15 protein-coding genes are annotated in these 19106 nt (G+C 62.1%); 9 read left to right on the top strand and 6 right to left on the bottom strand.

Translation table 11 applies throughout. The annotated features are described in order from the left end of the window. Positions 1-4: 4 nt before the first annotated feature. The 5 genes from ACZRN6_RS15435 to ACZRN6_RS15455 all read right to left on the bottom strand — a co-directional run bounded on the left by ACZRN6_RS15435 (position 5) and on the right by ACZRN6_RS15455 (position 3799). The gene (locus tag ACZRN6_RS15435) at positions 5-541 is read right to left on the bottom strand and encodes a DUF3299 domain-containing protein (RefSeq protein ID WP_464008337.1); all 537 of its coding nucleotides are present in this window, start codon (positions 539-541) and stop codon (positions 5-7) included. 78 nt (positions 542-619) lie between these two features. After that, positions 620-865 (bottom strand): GlsB/YeaQ/YmgE family stress response membrane protein, encoded by a 246-nt coding sequence (locus ACZRN6_RS15440; protein ID WP_003213408.1) that lies wholly within the window; start codon positions 863-865, stop codon positions 620-622. Between the two features lie 104 nt (positions 866-969). Beyond that, positions 970-2055 (bottom strand): 5-(carboxyamino)imidazole ribonucleotide synthase, encoded by a 1086-nt coding sequence (locus tag ACZRN6_RS15445; protein ID WP_464008338.1) that lies wholly within the window; start codon positions 2053-2055, stop codon positions 970-972. A gap of 12 nt (positions 2056-2067) precedes the next feature. Further along, positions 2068-2559 carry a 5-(carboxyamino)imidazole ribonucleotide mutase gene (purE, locus tag ACZRN6_RS15450; RefSeq protein ID WP_464008339.1) on the bottom strand — a complete coding sequence of 164 codons (492 nt, stop codon included), beginning with the start codon at positions 2557-2559 and terminating at the stop codon, positions 2068-2070. Positions 2560-2890: 331 nt separating this feature from the next. Continuing rightward, complete coding sequence (locus tag ACZRN6_RS15455) at positions 2891-3799, bottom strand: LysR substrate-binding domain-containing protein (RefSeq protein ID WP_003213413.1); 909 nt, start codon at positions 3797-3799, stop codon at positions 2891-2893. A 181-nt stretch (positions 3800-3980) separates the two neighbouring features. Here ACZRN6_RS15455 and aspA point away from each other — a divergent pair, with 181 nt between their 5' ends. The 7 genes from aspA to ACZRN6_RS15490 all read left to right on the top strand — a co-directional run bounded on the left by aspA (position 3981) and on the right by ACZRN6_RS15490 (position 16416). Then, entirely contained in the window at positions 3981-5405 is a 1425-nt protein-coding gene (gene aspA / locus ACZRN6_RS15460) for an aspartate ammonia-lyase (protein ID WP_464008340.1), read from the top strand. A 478-nt stretch (positions 5406-5883) separates the two neighbouring features. Then, positions 5884-7335, top strand: coding sequence for an alanine/glycine:cation symporter family protein (locus ACZRN6_RS15465; RefSeq protein ID WP_322148436.1), 1452 nt, complete (start codon positions 5884-5886; stop codon positions 7333-7335). Between the two features lie 77 nt (positions 7336-7412). Then, positions 7413-8390 (top strand): asparaginase, encoded by a 978-nt coding sequence (locus ACZRN6_RS15470; protein ID WP_322148437.1) that lies wholly within the window; start codon positions 7413-7415, stop codon positions 8388-8390. Positions 8391-8440: 50 nt separating this feature from the next. Continuing rightward, entirely contained in the window at positions 8441-9433 is a 993-nt protein-coding gene (locus ACZRN6_RS15475; RefSeq protein ID WP_464008341.1) for an AraC family transcriptional regulator, read from the top strand. 154 nt (positions 9434-9587) lie between these two features. After that, positions 9588-10622, top strand: coding sequence for a histone deacetylase family protein (locus tag ACZRN6_RS15480; RefSeq protein ID WP_464008342.1), 1035 nt, complete (start codon positions 9588-9590; stop codon positions 10620-10622). After that, complete coding sequence (locus ACZRN6_RS15485; RefSeq protein ID WP_322148440.1) at positions 10619-11710, top strand: polyamine ABC transporter substrate-binding protein; 1092 nt, start codon at positions 10619-10621, stop codon at positions 11708-11710. The genes ACZRN6_RS15480 and ACZRN6_RS15485 overlap by 4 nt, the downstream gene beginning before the upstream one ends. A gap of 104 nt (positions 11711-11814) precedes the next feature. Beyond that, the gene (locus ACZRN6_RS15490) at positions 11815-16416 is read left to right on the top strand and encodes a dermonecrotic toxin domain-containing protein (protein WP_464008343.1); all 4602 of its coding nucleotides are present in this window, start codon (positions 11815-11817) and stop codon (positions 16414-16416) included. Here ACZRN6_RS15490 and pdxR read toward each other — a convergent pair. After that, the gene (pdxR, locus tag ACZRN6_RS15495; RefSeq protein WP_464008344.1) at positions 16355-17923 is read right to left on the bottom strand and encodes a MocR-like pyridoxine biosynthesis transcription factor PdxR; all 1569 of its coding nucleotides are present in this window, start codon (positions 17921-17923) and stop codon (positions 16355-16357) included. The two genes, ACZRN6_RS15490 and pdxR, sit on opposite strands and share 62 nt — an antisense overlap. Positions 17924-18027: 104 nt before the next feature. Between pdxR and ACZRN6_RS15500 the strand changes: the two genes are divergently transcribed. Both ACZRN6_RS15500 and ACZRN6_RS15505 read left to right on the top strand, forming a co-directional pair. Beyond that, entirely contained in the window at positions 18028-18663 is a 636-nt protein-coding gene (locus tag ACZRN6_RS15500; RefSeq protein ID WP_322148444.1) for an FMN-binding negative transcriptional regulator, read from the top strand. Next, the gene (locus ACZRN6_RS15505; protein WP_322148445.1) at positions 18660-19106 is read left to right on the top strand and encodes a GNAT family N-acetyltransferase; all 447 of its coding nucleotides are present in this window, start codon (positions 18660-18662) and stop codon (positions 19104-19106) included. Before ACZRN6_RS15500 ends, ACZRN6_RS15505 begins: the two co-directional genes overlap by 4 nt.

Consider the following 19106-nt stretch of genomic DNA (forward strand, 5'->3'; position numbering starts at 1 on the left):
CGGCTTACAAGTCCGATTCCTTGACCGCCCGCACTTTCCCCGCATCCAGCGCATAGGCCGCGTCGGCCAGGTCATTGTTGACCTTTTCCACCTTCAGCGTGCCCGTCACCCACAGTGGCGTGTAGATATCGTCCAGCTTCAAACCCTTGGGGTAACGCACCAGCACCAACTGGTTGGGCGGTGGCGGCGGCACGTGGATGCAGGCGCCCGGGTAAGGCACCAGGAAGAACAGCGTACTGCGGCCCTTGGCGTCGGTTTCGAGCGGCACCGGGTAGCCGCCGATGCGGATGTTCTTGCCGTTCATGGCGGCCACGGTCTTGGTGGAATACATCACCGCCGGCAAACCCTTGCTCTGCTTCAGGCCGCCCTTCACGGTAAAGGTGCCTTGGGCTTCCGGGGAGTTGTGGTCGATTTCCGGCATTTCTTCGAGGGCTTTCTGGTCCGACTTGGGCATCAGTTCCAGCCAGTCGGTTTCCGGCAGTTCGCCAGCGTGCACCAGGCCTGAGCCCAGCAAAAGGAGAGTCAACAGAAGACGGCGCATGGAGAGGCTCGGCAAGGATTACAGTGCCGGCATTCTAGCCCCCTGCGCCTGCGCAGCGCAGAGGGCTTGGTCGCTAAATTACTTCTTTTTCAGCAGACCGTAGATCACCAGCAGCACCACGGCACCCACCAGCGCACCGATGAAGCCTGCACCTTGGCCAGCCTGATAGATGCCCAGTGCCTGGCCACCATAGGTTGCAACCAGCGAACCGGCGATACCCAGCAGGATGGTCATGATCCAGCCCATGCTGTCGTCGCCTGGTTTCAGGAAACGCGCCAGCAGGCCGACGATCAAACCGATAAAGATGGTTCCAATGATACCCATGGCATTTCCCTCTGATTGAAGTGAACTCAGTCAAAGCCTAGTCAGACTTTGGCTTCCTGCAATCAGAGGGTGGCGGGTACCAATGGTTCCCGCCCGGCCTTGGGTTATTGCTCGGCGATCAGCGCTTCGACCTTGAGGATTTGCGCTTCAAGGGTTGCGCGGTCCTTGCAGCGCAGGTTGGCGTGGCCGACCTTGCGCCCGACCTTGAAGGCCTTGCCGTAGTGATGCAGATGGCAGTCATCGATGGCGATGACTTTTTCCACCGGCGGCACCACGCCGATGAAGTTGAGCATGGCGCTCTCGCCGACCTTGGCCGTGGAGCCCAATGGCAATCCCGCCACCGCCCGCAGGTGGTTTTCGAACTGGCTGCACTCGGCGCCTTCGGTGGTCCAGTGCCCGGAGTTGTGTACGCGCGGCGCAATTTCGTTGGCCTTCAGGCCACCGTCCACTTCAAAGAACTCGAACGCCATCACGCCGACGTAATCCAGTTGCTTGAGCACACGGCTCGAATAGTCTTCGGCCAGGGCTTGCAACGGGTGATCGGTGCTGGCCACGGACAGCTTGAGGATGCCGCTGTCGTGGGTGTTGTGTACCAGTGGGTAGAAGCGGGTTTCGCCATCACGGGCACGCACGGCGATCAGCGAGACTTCGCCGGTGAACGGCACGAAGCCTTCGAGCAGGCAGGCGACGCTGCCCAACTCGGCGAAAGTGCCTACCACATCGGCAGCGGTGCGCAGGACTTTCTGGCCCTTGCCGTCGTAACCCAGGGTGCGGGTCTTCAGCACGGCCGGCAGGCCGATGGAGGCGACTGCTGCGTCCAGGTCGGCCTGGGACTGGATGTCGGCAAAGGCCGGCGTCGGGATACCCAGGTCCTTGAACATGCTCTTTTCGAACCAGCGGTCACGCGCGATGCGCAACGCGTCGGCACTCGGGTACACGGGTACGAACTGCGACAGGAAGGCCACGGTTTCAGCCGGGACGCTTTCAAACTCGAAGGTCACCAGGTCGACTTCATCGGCCAGTTGGCGCAGGTGGTCCGGGTCGCTGTAGTCAGCCCGCAGGTGTTCACCCAGCGCAGCCGCGCAGGCGTCCGGCGCCGGGTCCAGGAAAGCGAAGTTCATTCCCAGCGGCGTACCCGCCAGGGCCAGCATGCGGCCCAGTTGGCCGCCACCGATTACACCGATTTTCATCAATCAACACCCTCAGGCAATGCGTGGGTCTGGATTGTCCAGGACGCTGTCTGTCTGTTCAGCACGGAATTTCTTCAGCACCGCGTGGAACTGCGGGTGCTTGGCGCCGAGGATGCTGGCAGACAGCAGCGCGGCGTTAATCGCGCCGGCCTTGCCGATCGCCAGGGTGGCCACCGGAATACCGGCGGGCATCTGCACGATGGACAACAGCGAGTCCACGCCCGAGAGCATCGAGGACTGCACCGGTACGCCAAGCACTGGCAGGTGAGTCTTGGCCGCACACATGCCTGGCAAGTGAGCTGCACCGCCGGCACCGGCGATGATCACCTCGATGCCACGGGATTCTGCTTCATCGGCATACTGGAACAGCAAGTCCGGAGTGCGGTGGGCGGAAACCACCCTCACTTCATAGGGAATGCCGAGTTTTTCCAGCATATCGGCGGTGTGGCTAAGGGTGGACCAATCGGACTTGGAGCCCATGATCACGCCAACCAATGCACTCATCGTCGTGCCTCTTCTCTCTGGGCGCCCGCAGGCGCGTCAAAAAACAACAAGCCACGCGGGAAATCCGGCGTGGCTTGTTGTACGAATTAAGGCCGGTTGGACCGGCCGAAGGCCGCGCAGTATACCGTAATAACGCAGATAAACAGCCCCTTGGGTGACCATCTGTCTTACACCTCAAACAGGCGGTTTTATTGACTTCCAGGTCAGCGAAAACACCGCAAAATACTCTGGGAGCTGGCTTGACTGCGATGGCGCCGTGTCAGGGTCAGAAATGTTGGCTGACATACCGCTATCGCAGGCAAGCCAGCTCCCACATTTGATCTGTGTGGGCTCAGGTATTCTGCGCCGCGCCACCTTCCAGCTTGCGCCACAACAACCGCACGTTCGCCTTGCGCACCAGGGCACAGCGGTACAAACGAATCTCCAGCGGCACATGCCATTGCGGGCCGCCGCACACCACCAGTTCGCCCCGGGCCAACTCGGCACGCACGCTCAACTGCGGCACCCAGGCAATGCCCAAGCCTTCGAGGGCCATGCTTTTCAGGCTGTCGGCCATCGCGGTTTCGTAAATCGTGGTGAAACGCAAAGCGCGCTGACGCAATAGCAGGTTTACCGAACGCCCCAGGAACGCACCGGCGCTGTAGGCCAACAGCGGCACGCTGCCCTCGCCCTCCAGGTCGAACAGCGGCTTGCCGTCAGCATCAGCGGCGCACACCGGCAACATCTCGGTGTTGCCCAGGTGCAGGGACGGGAAGATCTCCGGGTCCATCTGCATCGCCGCATCCGGATCGTAGAACGCCAGCATCAAGTCGCAGCCGCCTTCGCGCAGCGCATGCACGGCGTCGCCCACGTTGGTGGCGACCAACCGCGTGGCGATGTTCAACCCTTCGTTGCGCAACTGCGCGATCCAGCGCGGGAAAAAGCCCAGCGCCAGCGAATGCGCCGCCGCCACCTGCATGACTTCGCCCTGCCCGCCTTCCAGGTGATGGAGATGGCGCAGCACCTCGCCGAGTTGCTCGACCACGGTACGCGCAGTCACCAGGAACAACTGCCCCGCCGCCGTCAGTTCGACCGGCGTGCGCGAGCGATTGACCAGGGTCAGCCCCAGCGCGGCCTCCAGGCTACGGATGCGCCGACTGAACGCCGGCTGGGTGACGAAGCGCCGCTCCGCCGCCTGGGAGAAACTGCGGGTGGCAGCCAGGGCGCTAAAGTCTTCCAGCCATTTGCTTTCAAGGTTCATCACATCCTCCCGGGGCACGCACCATTTTGGCACACACGTCCGTCATGGTAACGGGGTCACACCGACATTATGCCGTTTATGCATAGGCCAGTGTTTAACAGCATTGGCCCAAAACCTTGTGCAAGCCTAGCATTCACAGCGTTCCGGCCTAGCCCGGGTCCTTATCGAGATGATTTCCGTCATGTCCTCCGCTGCATCTTTCCGCACAGAAAAAGACCTGCTTGGCGTACTCGAAGTACCCGCTCAAGCGTATTACGGCATCCAGACCCTGCGAGCGGTGAATAACTTCCGTCTCTCCGGTGTTCCGATTTCGCATTACCCGAAATTAGTGGTCGGCCTGGCGATGGTCAAGCAAGCCGCTGCTGACGCCAACCGTGAGTTGGGCCAGCTCAGTGAAGCCAAGCACGCTGCCATCAGCGAAGCCTGTGCCCGCCTGATCCGCGGCGATTTCCACGATGAGTTCGTGGTGGACATGATTCAAGGCGGCGCTGGCACTTCAACCAACATGAATGCCAACGAAGTCATCGCCAACATCGCGCTGGAGGCCATGGGCCACAGCAAGGGCGAATACCAATACCTGCACCCCAACAACGACGTGAACATGGCGCAGTCGACCAACGACGCCTACCCAACCGCGATCCGCCTGGGTCTGCTGCTGGGCCATGACGCACTGTTGGCCAGCCTCGACAGCCTGATCCAGGCGTTCGCCGCCAAAGGCGTCGAGTTCAGCCACGTCCTGAAAATGGGCCGCACCCAGCTGCAAGACGCTGTGCCGATGACCCTCGGCCAGGAATTCCGCGCCTTCGCCACCACCCTCGGTGAAGACCTGGCCCGCCTGAAGACACTGGCGCCAGAGCTGCTGACTGAAGTCAACCTGGGCGGCACCGCCATCGGTACCGGCATCAACGCCGACCCGCGTTACCAGGCCCTGGCCGTACAACGCCTGGCCACCATCAGCGGCCAGCCGCTGGTACCGGCCGCCGACCTGATCGAAGCCACCTCCGACATGGGCGCCTTCGTGCTGTTCTCCGGCATGCTCAAGCGCACCGCGGTGAAGCTGTCGAAGATCTGCAACGACCTGCGCCTGCTGTCCAGCGGCCCACGCACCGGCATCAACGAAATCAACCTGCCGGCCCGCCAGCCAGGCAGTTCGATCATGCCCGGCAAGGTCAACCCGGTGATCCCGGAAGCGGTCAACCAGGTGGCGTTCCAAATCATCGGTAACGACCTGGCACTGACCATCGCGGCCGAAGGCGGCCAACTGCAACTGAACGTGATGGAGCCGCTGATTGCCTACAAGATCTTCGACTCGATCCGCCTGCTGCAACGCGCCATGGACATGCTGCGCGAGCACTGCATCGTCGGCATCACCGCCAACGAAGCCCGCTGCCGCGAGCTGGTGGAACACTCCATCGGCCTGGTCACCGCGCTGAACCCATACATCGGCTATGAAAACGCCACCCGCATCGCCCGCATCGCCCTTGAAAGCGGCCGCGGCGTGCTGGAACTGGTGCGTGAAGAAGGCTTGCTCGACGACGCCATGCTCGACGACATCCTGCGCCCCGAAAACATGATTGCCCCACGTTTGGTGCCTCTGAAGGCCTAACGTTTGTTGCACCGCTCACCAGGTTGAGGGACTAGACACCTCTCACCTTTTGAGGGCCTGAAGGCTCGTTCTTCAGGCCCTTTTTTTTGCCTGAAAATTTTGAAATGCAAAGCATCAAACACCACCGCACACTGTGGGAGCCGGGCTTGCCCGCGATGAGGCCTTGCCAGTCGACATTTTCATAACTGACCCGCCGCAATCGCGGGCAAGCCCGCTCCCACAGAGTATGTGCACTAAGCCGGAGCATTTTTCTGAAACCTTTAATCGCTTCAAGCAGACGGATCACGCTCGCCTAGGTATAGTGCCGCCCCTCTTCGCGTCAGCGGTCGTCGGTAACGAGACCCTGGGAAGCGCGAAACCGCATGAATAACAACACCCGCAAAAGGATTGGGGTCGAAGCATCGTGCACTGCCTGGTGCCGAGCGATGCGTCGGACCGTCCTGCGTTTGCCATTAGAAAAATCAGCGAGGAACACTCCATGCTAGAAGTCATCAACGACTTCCTCTCAGGGAAAGTATTGATCGTGCTCATTGTCGGGCTCGGTGGTTACTTCACGATCCGCTCGCGTTTCGTTCAGTTGCGTCACTTTTTCCACATGTTTTCGGTGTTTCGCGACAGCCTGAAAAGCAGCGCCGGCCAACTCAGCTCGTTCCAGGCGCTGATGCTCAGTCTCGCCGGGCGTGTGGGTGCCGGCAACATCGCAGGCGTCGGCATTGCCGTGACCCTGGGTGGCCCGGGTGCCGTGTTCTGGATGTGGGTCACCGCACTGGTGGGCATGTCTTCGAGCTTTATCGAGTGCTCCCTCGGCCAGCTCTACAAACGTACCGACGCTGAAGGCACCTACCGTGGCGGCCCGGCGTATTACATCCAGCACGGCCTGCACAAACGCTGGCTGGGCATGGTGATGGCGTTCCTGCTGCTGGTGACCTTCGGTTTCGCCTTCAACGGCCTGCAAGCCCACGCTGTGACTCACTCGCTGAACAACGCATTTGGTCTGGACACCACCTACACCGGCCTGGCCCTGGCTGTGTTGCTGGGCCTGGTGTTCATCGGCGGGATCAAGCGTATCGCCTCGATCGCCGACCTGCTGGTGCCGGTCAAGACCCTGGTCTACATCGCGGTGACCCTGTACGTGATCGTGCTGCAATTCGACCACGTGCCGGCCATGCTCGCGACCATCGTCAAGAGCGCCTTCGGCCTCGACCAGGCTTTCGGTGGCCTGGTGGGCAGCGCGATCATCATGGGTGTGAAACGCGGCGTGTTCGCCAACGAAGCCGGTTTGGGCAGCGCGCCTAACGTGGCCGCAGTGGCGTCGGTAGAGCACCCGATCGCCCAAGGCGTGGTGCAAGCGTTCAGCGTGTTCCTCGACACCTTCGTGATCTGCACGTGCACCGCGCTGCTGATCCTGCTCTCGGGTTTCTACACCCCGGGTTTTGAAGGCGACGGCATTGCCCTGACCCAGAACTCCCTGGCGGCCGTGGTCGGTGACTGGGGCCGGATGTTCATCTCGGTGGCCCTGGCGTTGTTCGTGTTCACCTCGATCATGTACAACTACTACCTCGGCGAGAGCAACCTGCGCTTCATTGTGGGCGACAACCGCAAGGTGTTGATGGGCTACCGTGCGCTGGTGCTGGTGCTGATTTTCTGGGGTTCCATCGAGAACCTCGGCACCGTGTTCGCCTTCGCCGACATCACCATGACCATGCTCGCGTTCGTCAACCTGTTCGCCCTGGCGTTCCTGTTCAAGATCGCCATGCGTATCCTGAATGACTACGACGGCCAACGCGCTGCAGGCATCAAGACGCCGGTGTTTGATTCCAGCAAGTTCCCGGACCTGGACCTGGACCGCAAGGCCTGGCCGGCCAACCCGGTCAAGCCTGAGCCAGCGGCTCAAGCATCGGCTGAACCGAGCGCTCAAACGCAACGCTAAACCTAGATAGATGACACGCCGCCCGGCCTTGGGCATGCTCTGGGCCCGGCGGCGTTTTTCGTTCAGGAGATTCTTCGATGCAACCAGCCAACAACATCATGGTGCTCTACACCGGCGGCACCATCGGCATGCAGGCCAGCGCCAACGGCCTGGCGCCTGCCTCGGGTTTTGAAGTACGCATGCGCGAACAGCTTGCCAACGAGCAACTGCCCACCTGGCGCTTTCGCGAAATGGCCCCGCTGATCGACAGCGCCAACATGACGCCCGCCTACTGGCAGCGCCTGCGCAGCGCCGTGGTGGAGGCGGTGGATGCCGGCTGCGACGCCGTGCTGATCCTGCACGGCACCGACACCCTGGCCTACAGCGCGGCGGCCATGAGCTTCCAATTGCTGGGCTTGCCGGCGCCGGTGCTGTTTACCGGCTCGATGCTGCCTGCCGGTGTGCCCGACAGCGATGCCTGGGAGAACGTCAGCGGCGCGCTGGCTGCACTGGGCGACGGTCTGGCGCCAGGCGTGCAGTTGTACTTTCACGGTGCACTGATGGCCCCCACCCGCTGCGCGAAAATACGCAGTTTCGGTCGCCATCCGTTTGCCGCATTGCAGCGCAACGGCGGCGTGGCCCAGGCGCAGATGGTTCCAGCGGCGCTGCATTACCGCCAGGCCAAGGCGCAGGCCAATGTGGGCGTGCTGCCATTGGTGCCGGGCATTGCTGCGTCGCAATTGGATGCACTGATCGGCAGCGGTATTCAGGCGCTGGTGCTGGAATGCTTCGGCAGCGGCACCGGGCCGAGCGACAACCCCGAGTTCCTCGCCAGCCTCAAGCGCGCGCAGGACAACGGCGTGGTCGTGGTGGCAATCACCCAATGCCATGAAGGCGGGGTTGAGCTGGATGTGTACGAAGCCGGCAGCCGCTTGCGTGGCGTGGGCGTGTTGTCCGGTGGCGGGATGACCCGTGAAGCGGCGTTCGGCAAGCTCAATGCGCTGCTCGGCGCAGGCCTGGATACCGCCGAAGTGCGGCGCCTGGTCGAACTCGACCTGTGCGGCGAACTGAGCTGACCGGCATATAACTTGCTCCACTTCCAGCCATCCCCTGGCTGGAAGCTCCCATGCTGCACTCCCACCTCACCACCCTCAATGCCGTCTCGCTGGTGCTGCGCACCTTCAAGGCCGACGGCCTCCCCGCCGAAACCCTACTGGCCGGCAGCGGTATCTGCCCGGTGGACTTGAGCCGCGCCGACACCCGCATCACTACCAATCAGGAAATGCGCGTGTGCGCCAACGCCGTGGCCCTGCGCCGGGATATCGGCCTGGAGCTGGGTCGGCAAATGCACGTTTCCTCCTATGGCATGCTCGGTTACGCACTGCTCACCAGTGCCACCTTCGGTGACGCTTTGCGCTTGGCGCTGCGGTATCCGGCGCTGCTGGGAACACTTTTTGAGCTGGACCTGGAGGAAGACGGCACGCGTATCTGGTTCAGCGCCGCGGACTACCGGGAAAACCCGGCACTGGAAATGTTCAACGTCGAACTCTGCCTGGCCTCCGTGAAGGTGATCTGCGACGACCTGCTGGGGCACGCCCTGCCGCTGCTGGGGGCGCGCTTTGAACACGACGCCCCGGATTACCGCGCGCGCTACGCCGAAAGCTTCGCCTGCCCGCTACAATTCGGCGCCACTGCCAACGCGTTTGCCTTCGACCGAAGCTGGCTGGAGCAGCCCCTGCCATTAGCCGACGCCGTCACCCACCAGGCCATGGCCGAGCGCTGCCGCAAGCAAAACACCGAGTTCACCGGGCGCCAGGCCTGGCTGGCCAAGATTCGCCACCTGCTCGCCAGCCAACTCAGCGCCGCGCCGGGCCTCGACGGCCTGGCCGAGCAGATGAACTGCTCTCCCCGCACGCTACGCCGGCACCTGCATGACTTGGGCTGCAGCTATCAGGAGTTGCTGGACGAACTACGCTTCGAGCGAGCCAAGCGATTGCTCGGCGAGGATGAACTGCCCATCTACCGAATTGCCGAGGCGCTGGGTTTCAGCGAAACCGCGAGTTTTCGTCACGCCTTTGTACGCTGGAGCGGCGTAGCACCCAGCCAGTTCCGCCCCTGAAGCCACTTGCTGGGGCGTGGCCGCGCCATTTCGGGGCGAATTGCGGTCACACACTTTGGCCATATTTATCCCCTTTTGGCCGCTCCTGCCGTTCTCATAAACCCCGCCCGCCGCAAGACTGCATGCATCGACACAGCCTGCGGAGAACAACAATATGCTGACGATCTACTCGGACGATCACCACCTGCACCATGGCCGCTGCGAACTGATGGACGGGCAATTGATGCCCTGCTTTGAGATGCCCTCGCGCGCCGACCATGTGCTGCAGCGGGTCAAGGACCGCGAGTTGGGCGCGGTGCAGGCGCCAGAGGATTTCGGCCTGGCCCCGCTGCAACGCATCCACAGCGCCGACTACCTGGCCTTCTTCAAAGGTGCCTGGCAACGCTGGACCGAATTCGGCCAGGACGGCGACCTGCTGCCCTACACCTGGCCCGCACGCACCTTGCGCCGTGTCCTTCCCACCAGCCTGCACGGCCAGCTTGGCTACTACAGCTTCGACGGTGGCGCACCGATCACCGCCGGCACCTGGCAGGCGGCCTACAGCGCAGCGCAAGTCGCGCTGACGGCGCAACAGGCGATCCAGCAAGGCGCCCTCAGTGCCTTCGCGCTGTGCCGTCCACCGGGGCACCATGCCGCCAGCGACTTGATGGGCGGTTATTGCTACCTCAACAATGCAGCAATCGCAGCCCAGGCATTTCTCGACCAAGGCTGCGCCAAGGTGGCAATCCTCGACGTGGACTACCACCACGGCAACGGTACCCAGTCGATTTTCTATGCGCGCAGCGACGTGCTCTTCACTTCGATCCACGGCCACCCGGAGGCGGAGTTTCCGTTCTTCCTGGGCTATGCCGACGAGCTGGGCGAAGGCGCTGGTGAAGGCTTCAACTTCAACTATCCGCTGCCCGCAGGTTCCGGCTGGGAGACGTGGAGTGCGGCTCTGGAGAAGGCCTGTCGGGAGATCGAACGCTACGGCGCTGATGTCATCGTCGTGTCCCTGGGCGTCGACACCTTCAAGGACGACCCGATCTCGCAGTTCAAGCTCGACAGCCCGGACTACCTGGCCATGGGCGCCCGCATCGCGCAACTCGCCAAGCCCACGCTGTTTGTGATGGAAGGCGGCTACGCCGTCGAAGAAATCGGCATCAACGCCGTCAACGTTCTTGAAGGTTTCGAGGGGTCAGCACGATGAACATACTCAAGTATCTTGTCCTCGGCGCAGCCGTCCTGAGTGCAACCGCTCAGGCCGAAGAGCGAACCCTGCGGGTTTATAACTGGTTCGACTACATCACCCCCAAGGCGCTTGAGGATTTCAAGGCGCAGCACCCCAACGTCAAGCTGGTCTACGACATCTTCGACACCAACGAAGCCCTGGAAGCCAAGCTGCTGACCGGCAACTCCGGCTATGACGTGGTAGTACCGTCCAACGTATTTTTGGCCAAACAGATCGAAGCCTCGGTGTTTCAGCCGCTGGACCGCAGCAAGTTGCCCAACTGGAACCACCTCGATCCCAAACTGATGAAGCTGATCGAGGCCAACGACCCGGGTAACAAATTCGCCGTGCCCTACATGTACGGCACCATCCTGATCGGCTTCAACCCGGACAAGGTCAAGGCCGCACTCGGGGCCAACGCCCCCGTGGACAGCTGGGACCTGATCTTCAACGTAGAGAACATCAGCAAGCTCAAGCAATGCGGCGTGGCGCTGCTGGATTCGCCGTCGGAGATCCTGCCCCTGGCCCTGCAGCACCTGGGCCTGGACCCCAACAGCAGCAACCCGGCGGACTATGTCAAAGCCGAAGCCCTACTGATGAAGATCCGCCCTTACATCACCTATTTCCACTCATCCAAGTACATGGCCGACATCGCCAACGGTGACATCTGCGTGGCCGTCGGTTATTCCGGCAGTTTCTCCCAAGCCGCCAACCGCGCCAAGGAAGCCAAGAATGGCGTGACCGTGGACATGCGCCTGCCTAAAGAGGGCGCGCCGATCTGGTTCGACATGCTCGCCATCCCTAAAGGCGCGAAAGATCCGGACGACGCCTACACCTTTATCAACTACCTGCTGCAACCTGGCGTGATCGCCCCGATCAGCGACTTTGTCGGTTACCCCAACCCGAACAAGGACGCCACTTCGCTGGTGGACCCGGCGATTCGCGGCAACCCCAACCTGTACCCGACCGAGGCGGCCATGGCCACGTTGTATACCCTCAAGCCGCTGGGACGCGACGCCGAACGGGCCCGGACCCGCGCCTGGACCAAGATCAAGTCCGGCACCTGAGCAACGCTGCGGCGGCACCCAGCGGTGCCGCTAACTAACTAACACTCCACCCCGTCAAAGGCTGGCTACCGTGCGGCACTCCCTTGCCCCACGGATCGCCCCCAATGCCCGAACCTTCTTCAGACAATGGCACCCTCGACACCAACACCCTGGTCACCCAACTGACCACCGGCCCGTCGGTACGCGACGTCGCCGCCGCGGCCCTGCGCCCCGCGCTCAAAGAGCTTTATCCCCAACTGGATATCGACCCGAACCTGGCGGTGGTTGTCGCGCCCTCATGGCAGGTCGTCAAAGGTCAAATTATCCCGGGCCCGCCGCGCTATGAAACCCTTGGCGGATCCTTGGCCCAGCATGCCCTGGCCGGCACCCGTGCGCTGTACATCGACGGTGAGCATTACCTCACATACCGTTCCAACAGCCGACCCGATATTCACTTGCCGGTACGTATCGATGCCATTGGCCGTTTGATCAACGAACTGGCGCCCTTGCTGTTTTTTGCCTATCAGGAACAACAACTCGATTATTGGAACGCCACCAACGGCCCCAACGGCACTCGTTGGCAGGCGCTGGCCAGCGCCTTGCGCAACGTGTGGGACCTCAAGGGTGGCGACTGGGACGATGACGAACGCGCCATGGCGAAGCTGGTGTACCAGTACCCCGACTACGCCCAGCGCCTGCCCAACGATAAATACGGCACGCGTACCTACCTGGTTGATGTCGACCAGGGCCAGGACGACCAAAACGTGCACCTCAGCCTGACGCCCGTTGCGGTATTAATCGGCACCCATGAACAGCAGACAATCATCCTCACTTACTCGCTGGGATCCGGACACGAGAAATTCTCCAGCGTGCAGGCGTTGGAAAATGCCCTCACCCGCCATGCCATCAATCCTCACCGGCTGGCGCTGCATTGGCGCCTGTTCGAGCCTGAGGGGAATTTTTTCGAGCACTTGGCTTGCACGCTGATCAGCCTGCAAATCGATGCGATTTCTGATCTTTCGGCGGTAGACGAAGACGTGGTGGCCGCCCCGGATCCCGTGGAGCGGGACATGCTCCTGGACGCCAACCAACTACCGGTCCAGGACCTGGCCAAATTGCACTGGATCCGTGACGCACTGCCCGAGTGGGTCATGAACGCACCGCTCACCGACCTGTCCCTGTATAACCGCTACGTGCTGGACCTGGCGCAACTCAATGGTCGCCAGCACAAGCGCTGCTATCAGGACGGCATTGCACCCATCCGTGATTACACCCTGCAAGCCCTGCGCAAACAGATGCTCAAGGACCACCCCCAAGCCGCCAGCCTCAACCTGCTCAATATCCGCATTACCGTTACCAGCCAAGTGGTCGTGGGGTTGTTCACCGCACCGGGGCTGGTGGATACCGTCACGTTTAACCTGATCGAACTGGCTCTGCAAAACCTGGTTTCGCTGCCCTTGGGCAACAAGACGGTCAGCTATGAAAATGGCACTGCCACCCCGGGCTGGATGACCGTCACCTACCTGGAAGGCCTGATTACGCAGGTCAATGTCGGCCAGCAGTACCCGGCACTGATCAAGCAAACCTTGCTCGACGACCCGACGGAGTCCAAACGTCGCCAGGCCCTGTTTGGCGATCAGCTACGCATCCAACTGCCGTTGCTGGCGTTGCAATACAAGATCCGAAACCAGTTCGGCGTGGACGAGCTGGGTTACCGCTATGTCTGCGCGGTGATGACCAGCGCCGCCGACCTGCGCCGCGTCGACGGCCAGCCCATCGTAGTGCGCCCCTTGGCGTTCATCCCGACCCTGCGCTTGAGCCGACGGGCCGATAAGGTCGCCAACATGTTTGTGATCGGCCCGCAGAACGCCCAGGACGGGCCCTGCCTGCTCTACCGGCCGATGTCCGACCAGCCGTTGATCCAATTTGCCTCGCGCACCAACTTGCTCTACGCCATCAAACAAAATACCCCCCTGCGCCAGGCCGTACTGGCCTGGCTGCCCGACACCACGCGTTTGGGCTACGCCCAATTTGTATTTCCAGGCACTCTGACCGCGCCTTGGGTGGTGTCCAAACTGCTGATAGAACCGCTCGTCGCATTGGTGTTGAGCGGCCCCATTGCCTTGAGCGACGAGGTTTTGGGCGATAACACCTTGGCCGAGCTGTTCAATGCCAATGCCAACGCACTGGTGACCACGGCCGATCGGCAATCGGTATCCAATGCCGAAGGCCGCTGGGAAAGCATCAAGAACACGGGCTGGCTGATATTCAACGCGGCGCTGCCATTTCTCGGCAAAACCGTCGGCACCGCGGCGTGGATCGGGCAAATCATGCAAGACCTGGAACAGGTGGTCACCGCCCGGGAAGAGGGTGATGACCAACGCCAATCGACAGCCGTGACCGACATCCTGCTTAACCTGGGGATGGCGCTGGCGCTGCACCTCGCCAGTCGACGCCCCTCAGCAGTTAAACGCCAAGCCCCGCAAGAGCGGGCCCTTGAAGAGCCCACACCCAATACCCTGCCGTCAGCGCCCCAAAAGACGACCCTTGAAACCGCTCAATTGCCCGTCGGCCACGAGTCGTCGCTGCACACCCAAGGCGCGCTGATCCGCACCCCCTCAAGCCTTGCTCAAACCCTGGACGGCTTCAGCCTGGCCAAACCCAAAGAGCTCGGCGCGCAACATAAAGATCCAGGTCCGTACCAGCACCTGTACCCGCTGGACGAGCATTGGTATGCCCCCGTAGGGCAACGCTGGTTTCAGGTCGTGGTGGATGACAACGACTGCGTGATCATTGTCGACCACCGCCAGCCAACGCGCCTGGGGCCGGTGCTGGTCAATAACCGCCTGGGCCAATGGTTTGTCGATACGCGCCTGCGCCTGCGCGGGGCGGGCTTGCGCAGCCGGCTGAAGAAAAATCGCCGGCTGCGTCCGCCCAAAATCTCAGAATTGCGCCAGCAACTGGAAGACTTCGACGATCAGAGCCTTCAAAAGACCATTAACCTGCAAAAGGCACTGGCCGACAGTAAGGCTGTACCGGGCACCTCGGCGCAGGCCGCACAGGATGAATTTATCAACAAGGTCTACCAGCGCAGCGAAGAATATGAAGTGACGATTTCCCGCCTCAAATCGCTGAACATCCTGGACACCGTCGCCAACTATCCGGTGAAAATGACCCGCTATCTCGGGCAGCAACTCTTGCTGATGCGCTCTGCCATGGACGTATGCAATGGCGAATATCAAGCGCTACGGGACAGGCTCGGCCCGCAGCTGCAAAACGACGCTGCCTTCATCGACGATCACCGGCGGCTGTACGACCTCGCCGGCCAGCTGTTGCAGCAACTGGAACAACTGGACGCTCACATGGAGGCGTTGCGAGGACTGGGCGCGGACGCGCTGAAAGTGGCTGAAGAAACCCGCCGGCAACTGCCCGGCGATAAGCCCGTCGACCTCAAAAGCACGCGAATCTCGCTGACGCGCTACCTGGCCGTGCAGAACACTCCCGAGGCCGCCCAGAGCGGCGCGCGCGAGGTGGTCAATCGCATTGTCGACGAAGCCAGCCTGGCGATTATCAGCGTGCGCGCCATGCAGGCGTTACCCGAGACGACCCCGCTCCACGAGCGGATTGGCGCACTGGACAGCCTGGTCGACCAATTTGCCGTGATCCATCAAGACTGCCTGGACCTGCCAGGCGAGTTTGCGGGTTCTATAAACAGCGAGGTCCTGGAAACCACGCGCCGCCAAATTGATGAGTTTGCCCAGCAAGCCGCTCGGCAACTGGTCATTACCTTGCGCGAGAGAAGGGCTCAAGAGAGCAAGTCCAAAACGACCGACGCTCCCCCGGCCCCCCAACGCAAAATCATCAAGACGCGCTCCCGGCAAGTGGTGATCGGCGAGCCGCGCACCGATGACCCAAGCCTGGTGGAGGTAAAGGCGCCCCTGACCGGCAAAGTCGTCGCCACCTTCCATGAGAAAACCCCAGGGGTGTGGGTGCAGCGCGTATCTGAACACAGCCCGGCACCCGCGCCACCGGCCATGGGGCTGAAGGCCAGCCTCAAAAAAGCCCAGGCGTTACTCGACGACGCCGACCATTTTATCGAGCGTACATGGGGCTTGTCGGGGGAAACCCGACGGTTGCCCGTGGAGATCGAGGAGAAAGTGTGGCGCCAGGCAGAAACGCTGGAGGCAGCGGCCAATGCCGTGGAACACGCCGCCAATGCCACCAACGAGACCGATGACAGAGCCTCCCGAACCGTGCGCCAGCAACTGGAAGAGGCGGTCAAGAAGCTCTACCGCGCCGGCCGGGAGATCAAGCTCGACATGCTCAAGAAACGGCCCCCCACAGCGGCCCATGTAGAGCTGCTGTACATCGATAAGCAGATCACCATCCAAACCCTGGCGACTCGCCGCAGGCTCAAGGGCCCCAGGAAGGATTACCTTCAGGAGTACGAGATTCGCGACAAAAAAACCGACCAGGTGCTGTGGTACGCGCACTTTCACTACAGCGAACCGGGCGCAGCCAATGAACATTACACCGCCGCTCATTTGAAGACCCTTGAGCAACGGCGCCTGGGAGGCGCATTCGAGCAGCTGGGCGACTCGGAACAACAGCGCATTGGCGTGTATCGCAGTGAAATTGGCCCTCACCTGGCCCGGTTGCTGTTTCTCAACCCACTGGCGCCGGCCTTTGACGCCACGCCTGGGCCAAGCACTTCAACGCCTGGCTGATCCGCGCCTCGGGCACCGCCGCAAACCCCAGCACCAGCCCCGCACGCTGGTCCTCTGGCGTGCAGGAGCCCGGCAACCAATAGCTGCTCAAACCATTGACCTCCACCCCCACCGAGGCCGCCTGTTCCACCAGTGCCTGCTCCCGGGCCAGGCTGTCGACCCGCACCGTCAAATGCAGCCCCGCCGCCACGGTCGGCAACGGGCCGACACCCTCAATGCCCTCGGGCCACTCGGCCAACACCGCGTTGAGCCGGCTCAGGGCCGCGCGGCGCATACGCCTGACATGCCGCTGGAAGTGCCCGGCGGCCATGAACTCGGCCATCACAGCCTGGGTGCTGACCTCGGAGTGACGCATGTCGACCGCGCGACGCCGGGCAAAAGCCTGCACCATGGCCGGCGGCAACACCAGGTAGCCCAGGCGCAGCGCCGGGAAGGCCACCTTGCCGAAGGTGCCGACATACAGCACCCGGCCGCTGCGATCCAGCGCTGCCAGCGGCGCCAGCGGTGCACCGCTGTAGCGGTACTCGCCGTCGTAGTCGTCCTCTACGATCCAGCCGCCGGTGCGCTCGGCCCACGCCAGCAGCTCCAGGCGCCGGGCCAGGCTCATTACCACCCCGGTAGGGTATTGATGGGACGGCGTGACGTAGGCAAGTCGACAACCGGCGAGCGCATTCAGCGCGGTGCAATCGATGCCCTCGCTGTCGACCGGCACACCCTGCAAGTGGCCCCCGGCGACGGCGAAGGCATGGCCTGCCGCGCGGTACCCGGGGTTCTCGATGGCCACGCCATCACCGGGCTCCACCAGCAGCTGTGCACAAAGGCTGATTGCCTGTTGCGCGCCACTGGTGATCACTATTTGCTCAGGCGTGCACTGCACACCTCGGGAACTGCGCAGATAAGCGGCAACCAGGCCGCGCAGACGCGCATCCCCGGCCGGGTCGCCATAACACAGTTGTTGCAAGTCGGGCTTGCGCCAGAAAGCCGCATTCAGCTTGGCCCAGACGTCAAACGGGAACAGATCGAACGCCGGTACACCCACGCGAAAAGCTCGCGGCGGGCCCGTTGGCGGTAGTTGCAAATGATTGTTTTCCACCAGTCCCAAGGCAGCGCTGTGGATAACTCCAGGCGCGGGAATGACCGGCAGATCCAGCCAGTCTGTGGATAAACCTGGGGATAAGCCTGTGGGTAAGCCTGTGGACAGTTTTGTGGATAGTTTTTTTGCGACCTCCGGGGTAGTCGGTAACTGCGCCACGTAGGTGCCGTCGCCAATCCGGCCCTCGATAAACCCCTCGGCGTACAGCTGATCGTAGGCACGCACCACGCTGTTACGGGAGATCGCCAGCGCGGCGGCCAGGTCGCGACTGGCGGGTAACCGAGTCCCGCTGACCAGCCGCCCATCCAGCACGCGCTGGCGCAGGGCCTGGTAAAGCTGGCGCGTCAGGCCCTGACGGCGATCCAACTCGATGCCGGCAGGGTTGAATGACAGCGGTGGCTCTATCGGGGGCATCGCACACACTCCGGCAAATTGGACCTATGAAATGGACCAAAGATGGCTCTTACAACGAACCAATAGCCTGCCTAGGATGCAGGCATTCGCCAAGGAAAATCTTCATGTACACTCCACGCGCCTTTGCCCTCGACGACTTGCCCGAAATTCACCAACTGATCCAGCACACACGCCTGGCGCAACTGGTGACCTTTGGCGAGCAAGGGCTGCAAGCCAGCCACTTGCCGCTGCTGCTCAACCCTGATGAAGGGCCCAATGGCACCCTTTACGGGCACATGGCCAAGGCCAACCGCCAATGGCAGGACCTGCACAATGGCAGCGAGGCTCTGGTGATATTTGCCGGCGCCGAAGCATACATCAGCCCAGCGTTTTACCCGGCCAAGGCCGAGCACGGCAAAGTGGTACCCACCTGGAATTACCTGGCGGTGCATGCCTACGGCAGTGGCGAAGTGTTCACCGACGCCCAGCCCCTGCTCAAGCTGGTCAGCGCCCTCACCGACCGCCATGAAGGCCGCCGCGCCCAGCCGTGGAAAGTCAGCGATGCGCCGGCCGACTACATCGACGGCATGCTCAAGGCCATCGTTGGCTTTGCCCTGCCGATCCAGCGCCTGGAAGGCAAACGCAAACTCAGCCAGAACCGCAGCCAGGCCGACATCGCCGGTGTGCGTGACGGCCTGGCTGCCAGCGCCGACGTGCGCGACCAGACCCTCGCCCGCTTTATTCCCAAGGAGCCAACATGAGCCAGATCGAAATCCGCCAGGTGAGCGCCGCCGACCACGCCGCCTGGCTGCCCCTGTGGCACGCCTACCTGCGCTTCTACAATACCGAACTGCCCGACGCCGTCAGCCAGAACACCTGGCAACGCTTGATCGATGCCAATGAACCGACCCACTCGGCCCTGGCCTGGCAAGACGGCAAGGCGGTGGGCATGGTCAACTTCATCTACCACCGCTCTAACTGGAGCATCGAAAACTCCTGCTACCTGCAGGATTTGCTGGTAGACCCGGCCCAGCGTGGTACGGGCATAGGCCGTAAACTGATTGAATTTGTCTACGCCACCGCCAAGGCCGATGGTTGCTGCAAGGTGCACTGGCTGACCCACGAGACCAACGCCACTGCCATCCAGCTGTATGAACGCATTGCCGAGCGCCCCGGCTTTATCCAGTTTCGCAAAGGTCTTTAA

It is taken from the genome of Pseudomonas sp. A125 (assembly GCF_055409485.1).

Excerpts from the sequence above, each read along its gene's own strand:
- ACZRN6_RS15445 (WP_464008338.1), bottom strand. The coding sequence starts at position 2,055 with ATGAAAATCGGTGTAATCGGTGGCGGCCAACTGGGCCGCATGCTGGCC.
- ACZRN6_RS15455 (WP_003213413.1), bottom strand. The coding sequence starts at position 3,799 with ATGAACCTTGAAAGCAAATGGCTGGAAGACTTTAGCGCCCTGGCTGCC.
- ACZRN6_RS15505 (WP_322148445.1), top strand. The coding sequence starts at position 18,660 with ATGAGCCAGATCGAAATCCGCCAGGTGAGCGCCGCCGACCACGCCGCC.
- ACZRN6_RS15440 (WP_003213408.1), bottom strand. The coding sequence starts at position 865 with ATGGGTATCATTGGAACCATCTTTATCGGTTTGATCGTCGGCCTGCTG.
- ACZRN6_RS15485 (WP_322148440.1), top strand. The coding sequence starts at position 10,619 with ATGAACATACTCAAGTATCTTGTCCTCGGCGCAGCCGTCCTGAGTGCA.
- pdxR (WP_464008344.1), bottom strand. The coding sequence starts at position 17,923 with ATGCCCCCGATAGAGCCACCGCTGTCATTCAACCCTGCCGGCATCGAG.
- ACZRN6_RS15480 (WP_464008342.1), top strand. The coding sequence starts at position 9,588 with ATGCTGACGATCTACTCGGACGATCACCACCTGCACCATGGCCGCTGC.
- ACZRN6_RS15475 (WP_464008341.1), top strand. The coding sequence starts at position 8,441 with ATGCTGCACTCCCACCTCACCACCCTCAATGCCGTCTCGCTGGTGCTG.
- ACZRN6_RS15435 (WP_464008337.1), bottom strand. The coding sequence starts at position 541 with ATGCGCCGTCTTCTGTTGACTCTCCTTTTGCTGGGCTCAGGCCTGGTG.
- aspA (WP_464008340.1), top strand. The coding sequence starts at position 3,981 with ATGTCCTCCGCTGCATCTTTCCGCACAGAAAAAGACCTGCTTGGCGTA.
- ACZRN6_RS15500 (WP_322148444.1), top strand. The coding sequence starts at position 18,028 with ATGTACACTCCACGCGCCTTTGCCCTCGACGACTTGCCCGAAATTCAC.
- purE (WP_464008339.1), bottom strand. The coding sequence starts at position 2,559 with ATGAGTGCATTGGTTGGCGTGATCATGGGCTCCAAGTCCGATTGGTCC.
- ACZRN6_RS15470 (WP_322148437.1), top strand. The coding sequence starts at position 7,413 with ATGCAACCAGCCAACAACATCATGGTGCTCTACACCGGCGGCACCATC.
- ACZRN6_RS15465 (WP_322148436.1), top strand. The coding sequence starts at position 5,884 with ATGCTAGAAGTCATCAACGACTTCCTCTCAGGGAAAGTATTGATCGTG.
- ACZRN6_RS15490 (WP_464008343.1), top strand. The coding sequence starts at position 11,815 with ATGCCCGAACCTTCTTCAGACAATGGCACCCTCGACACCAACACCCTG.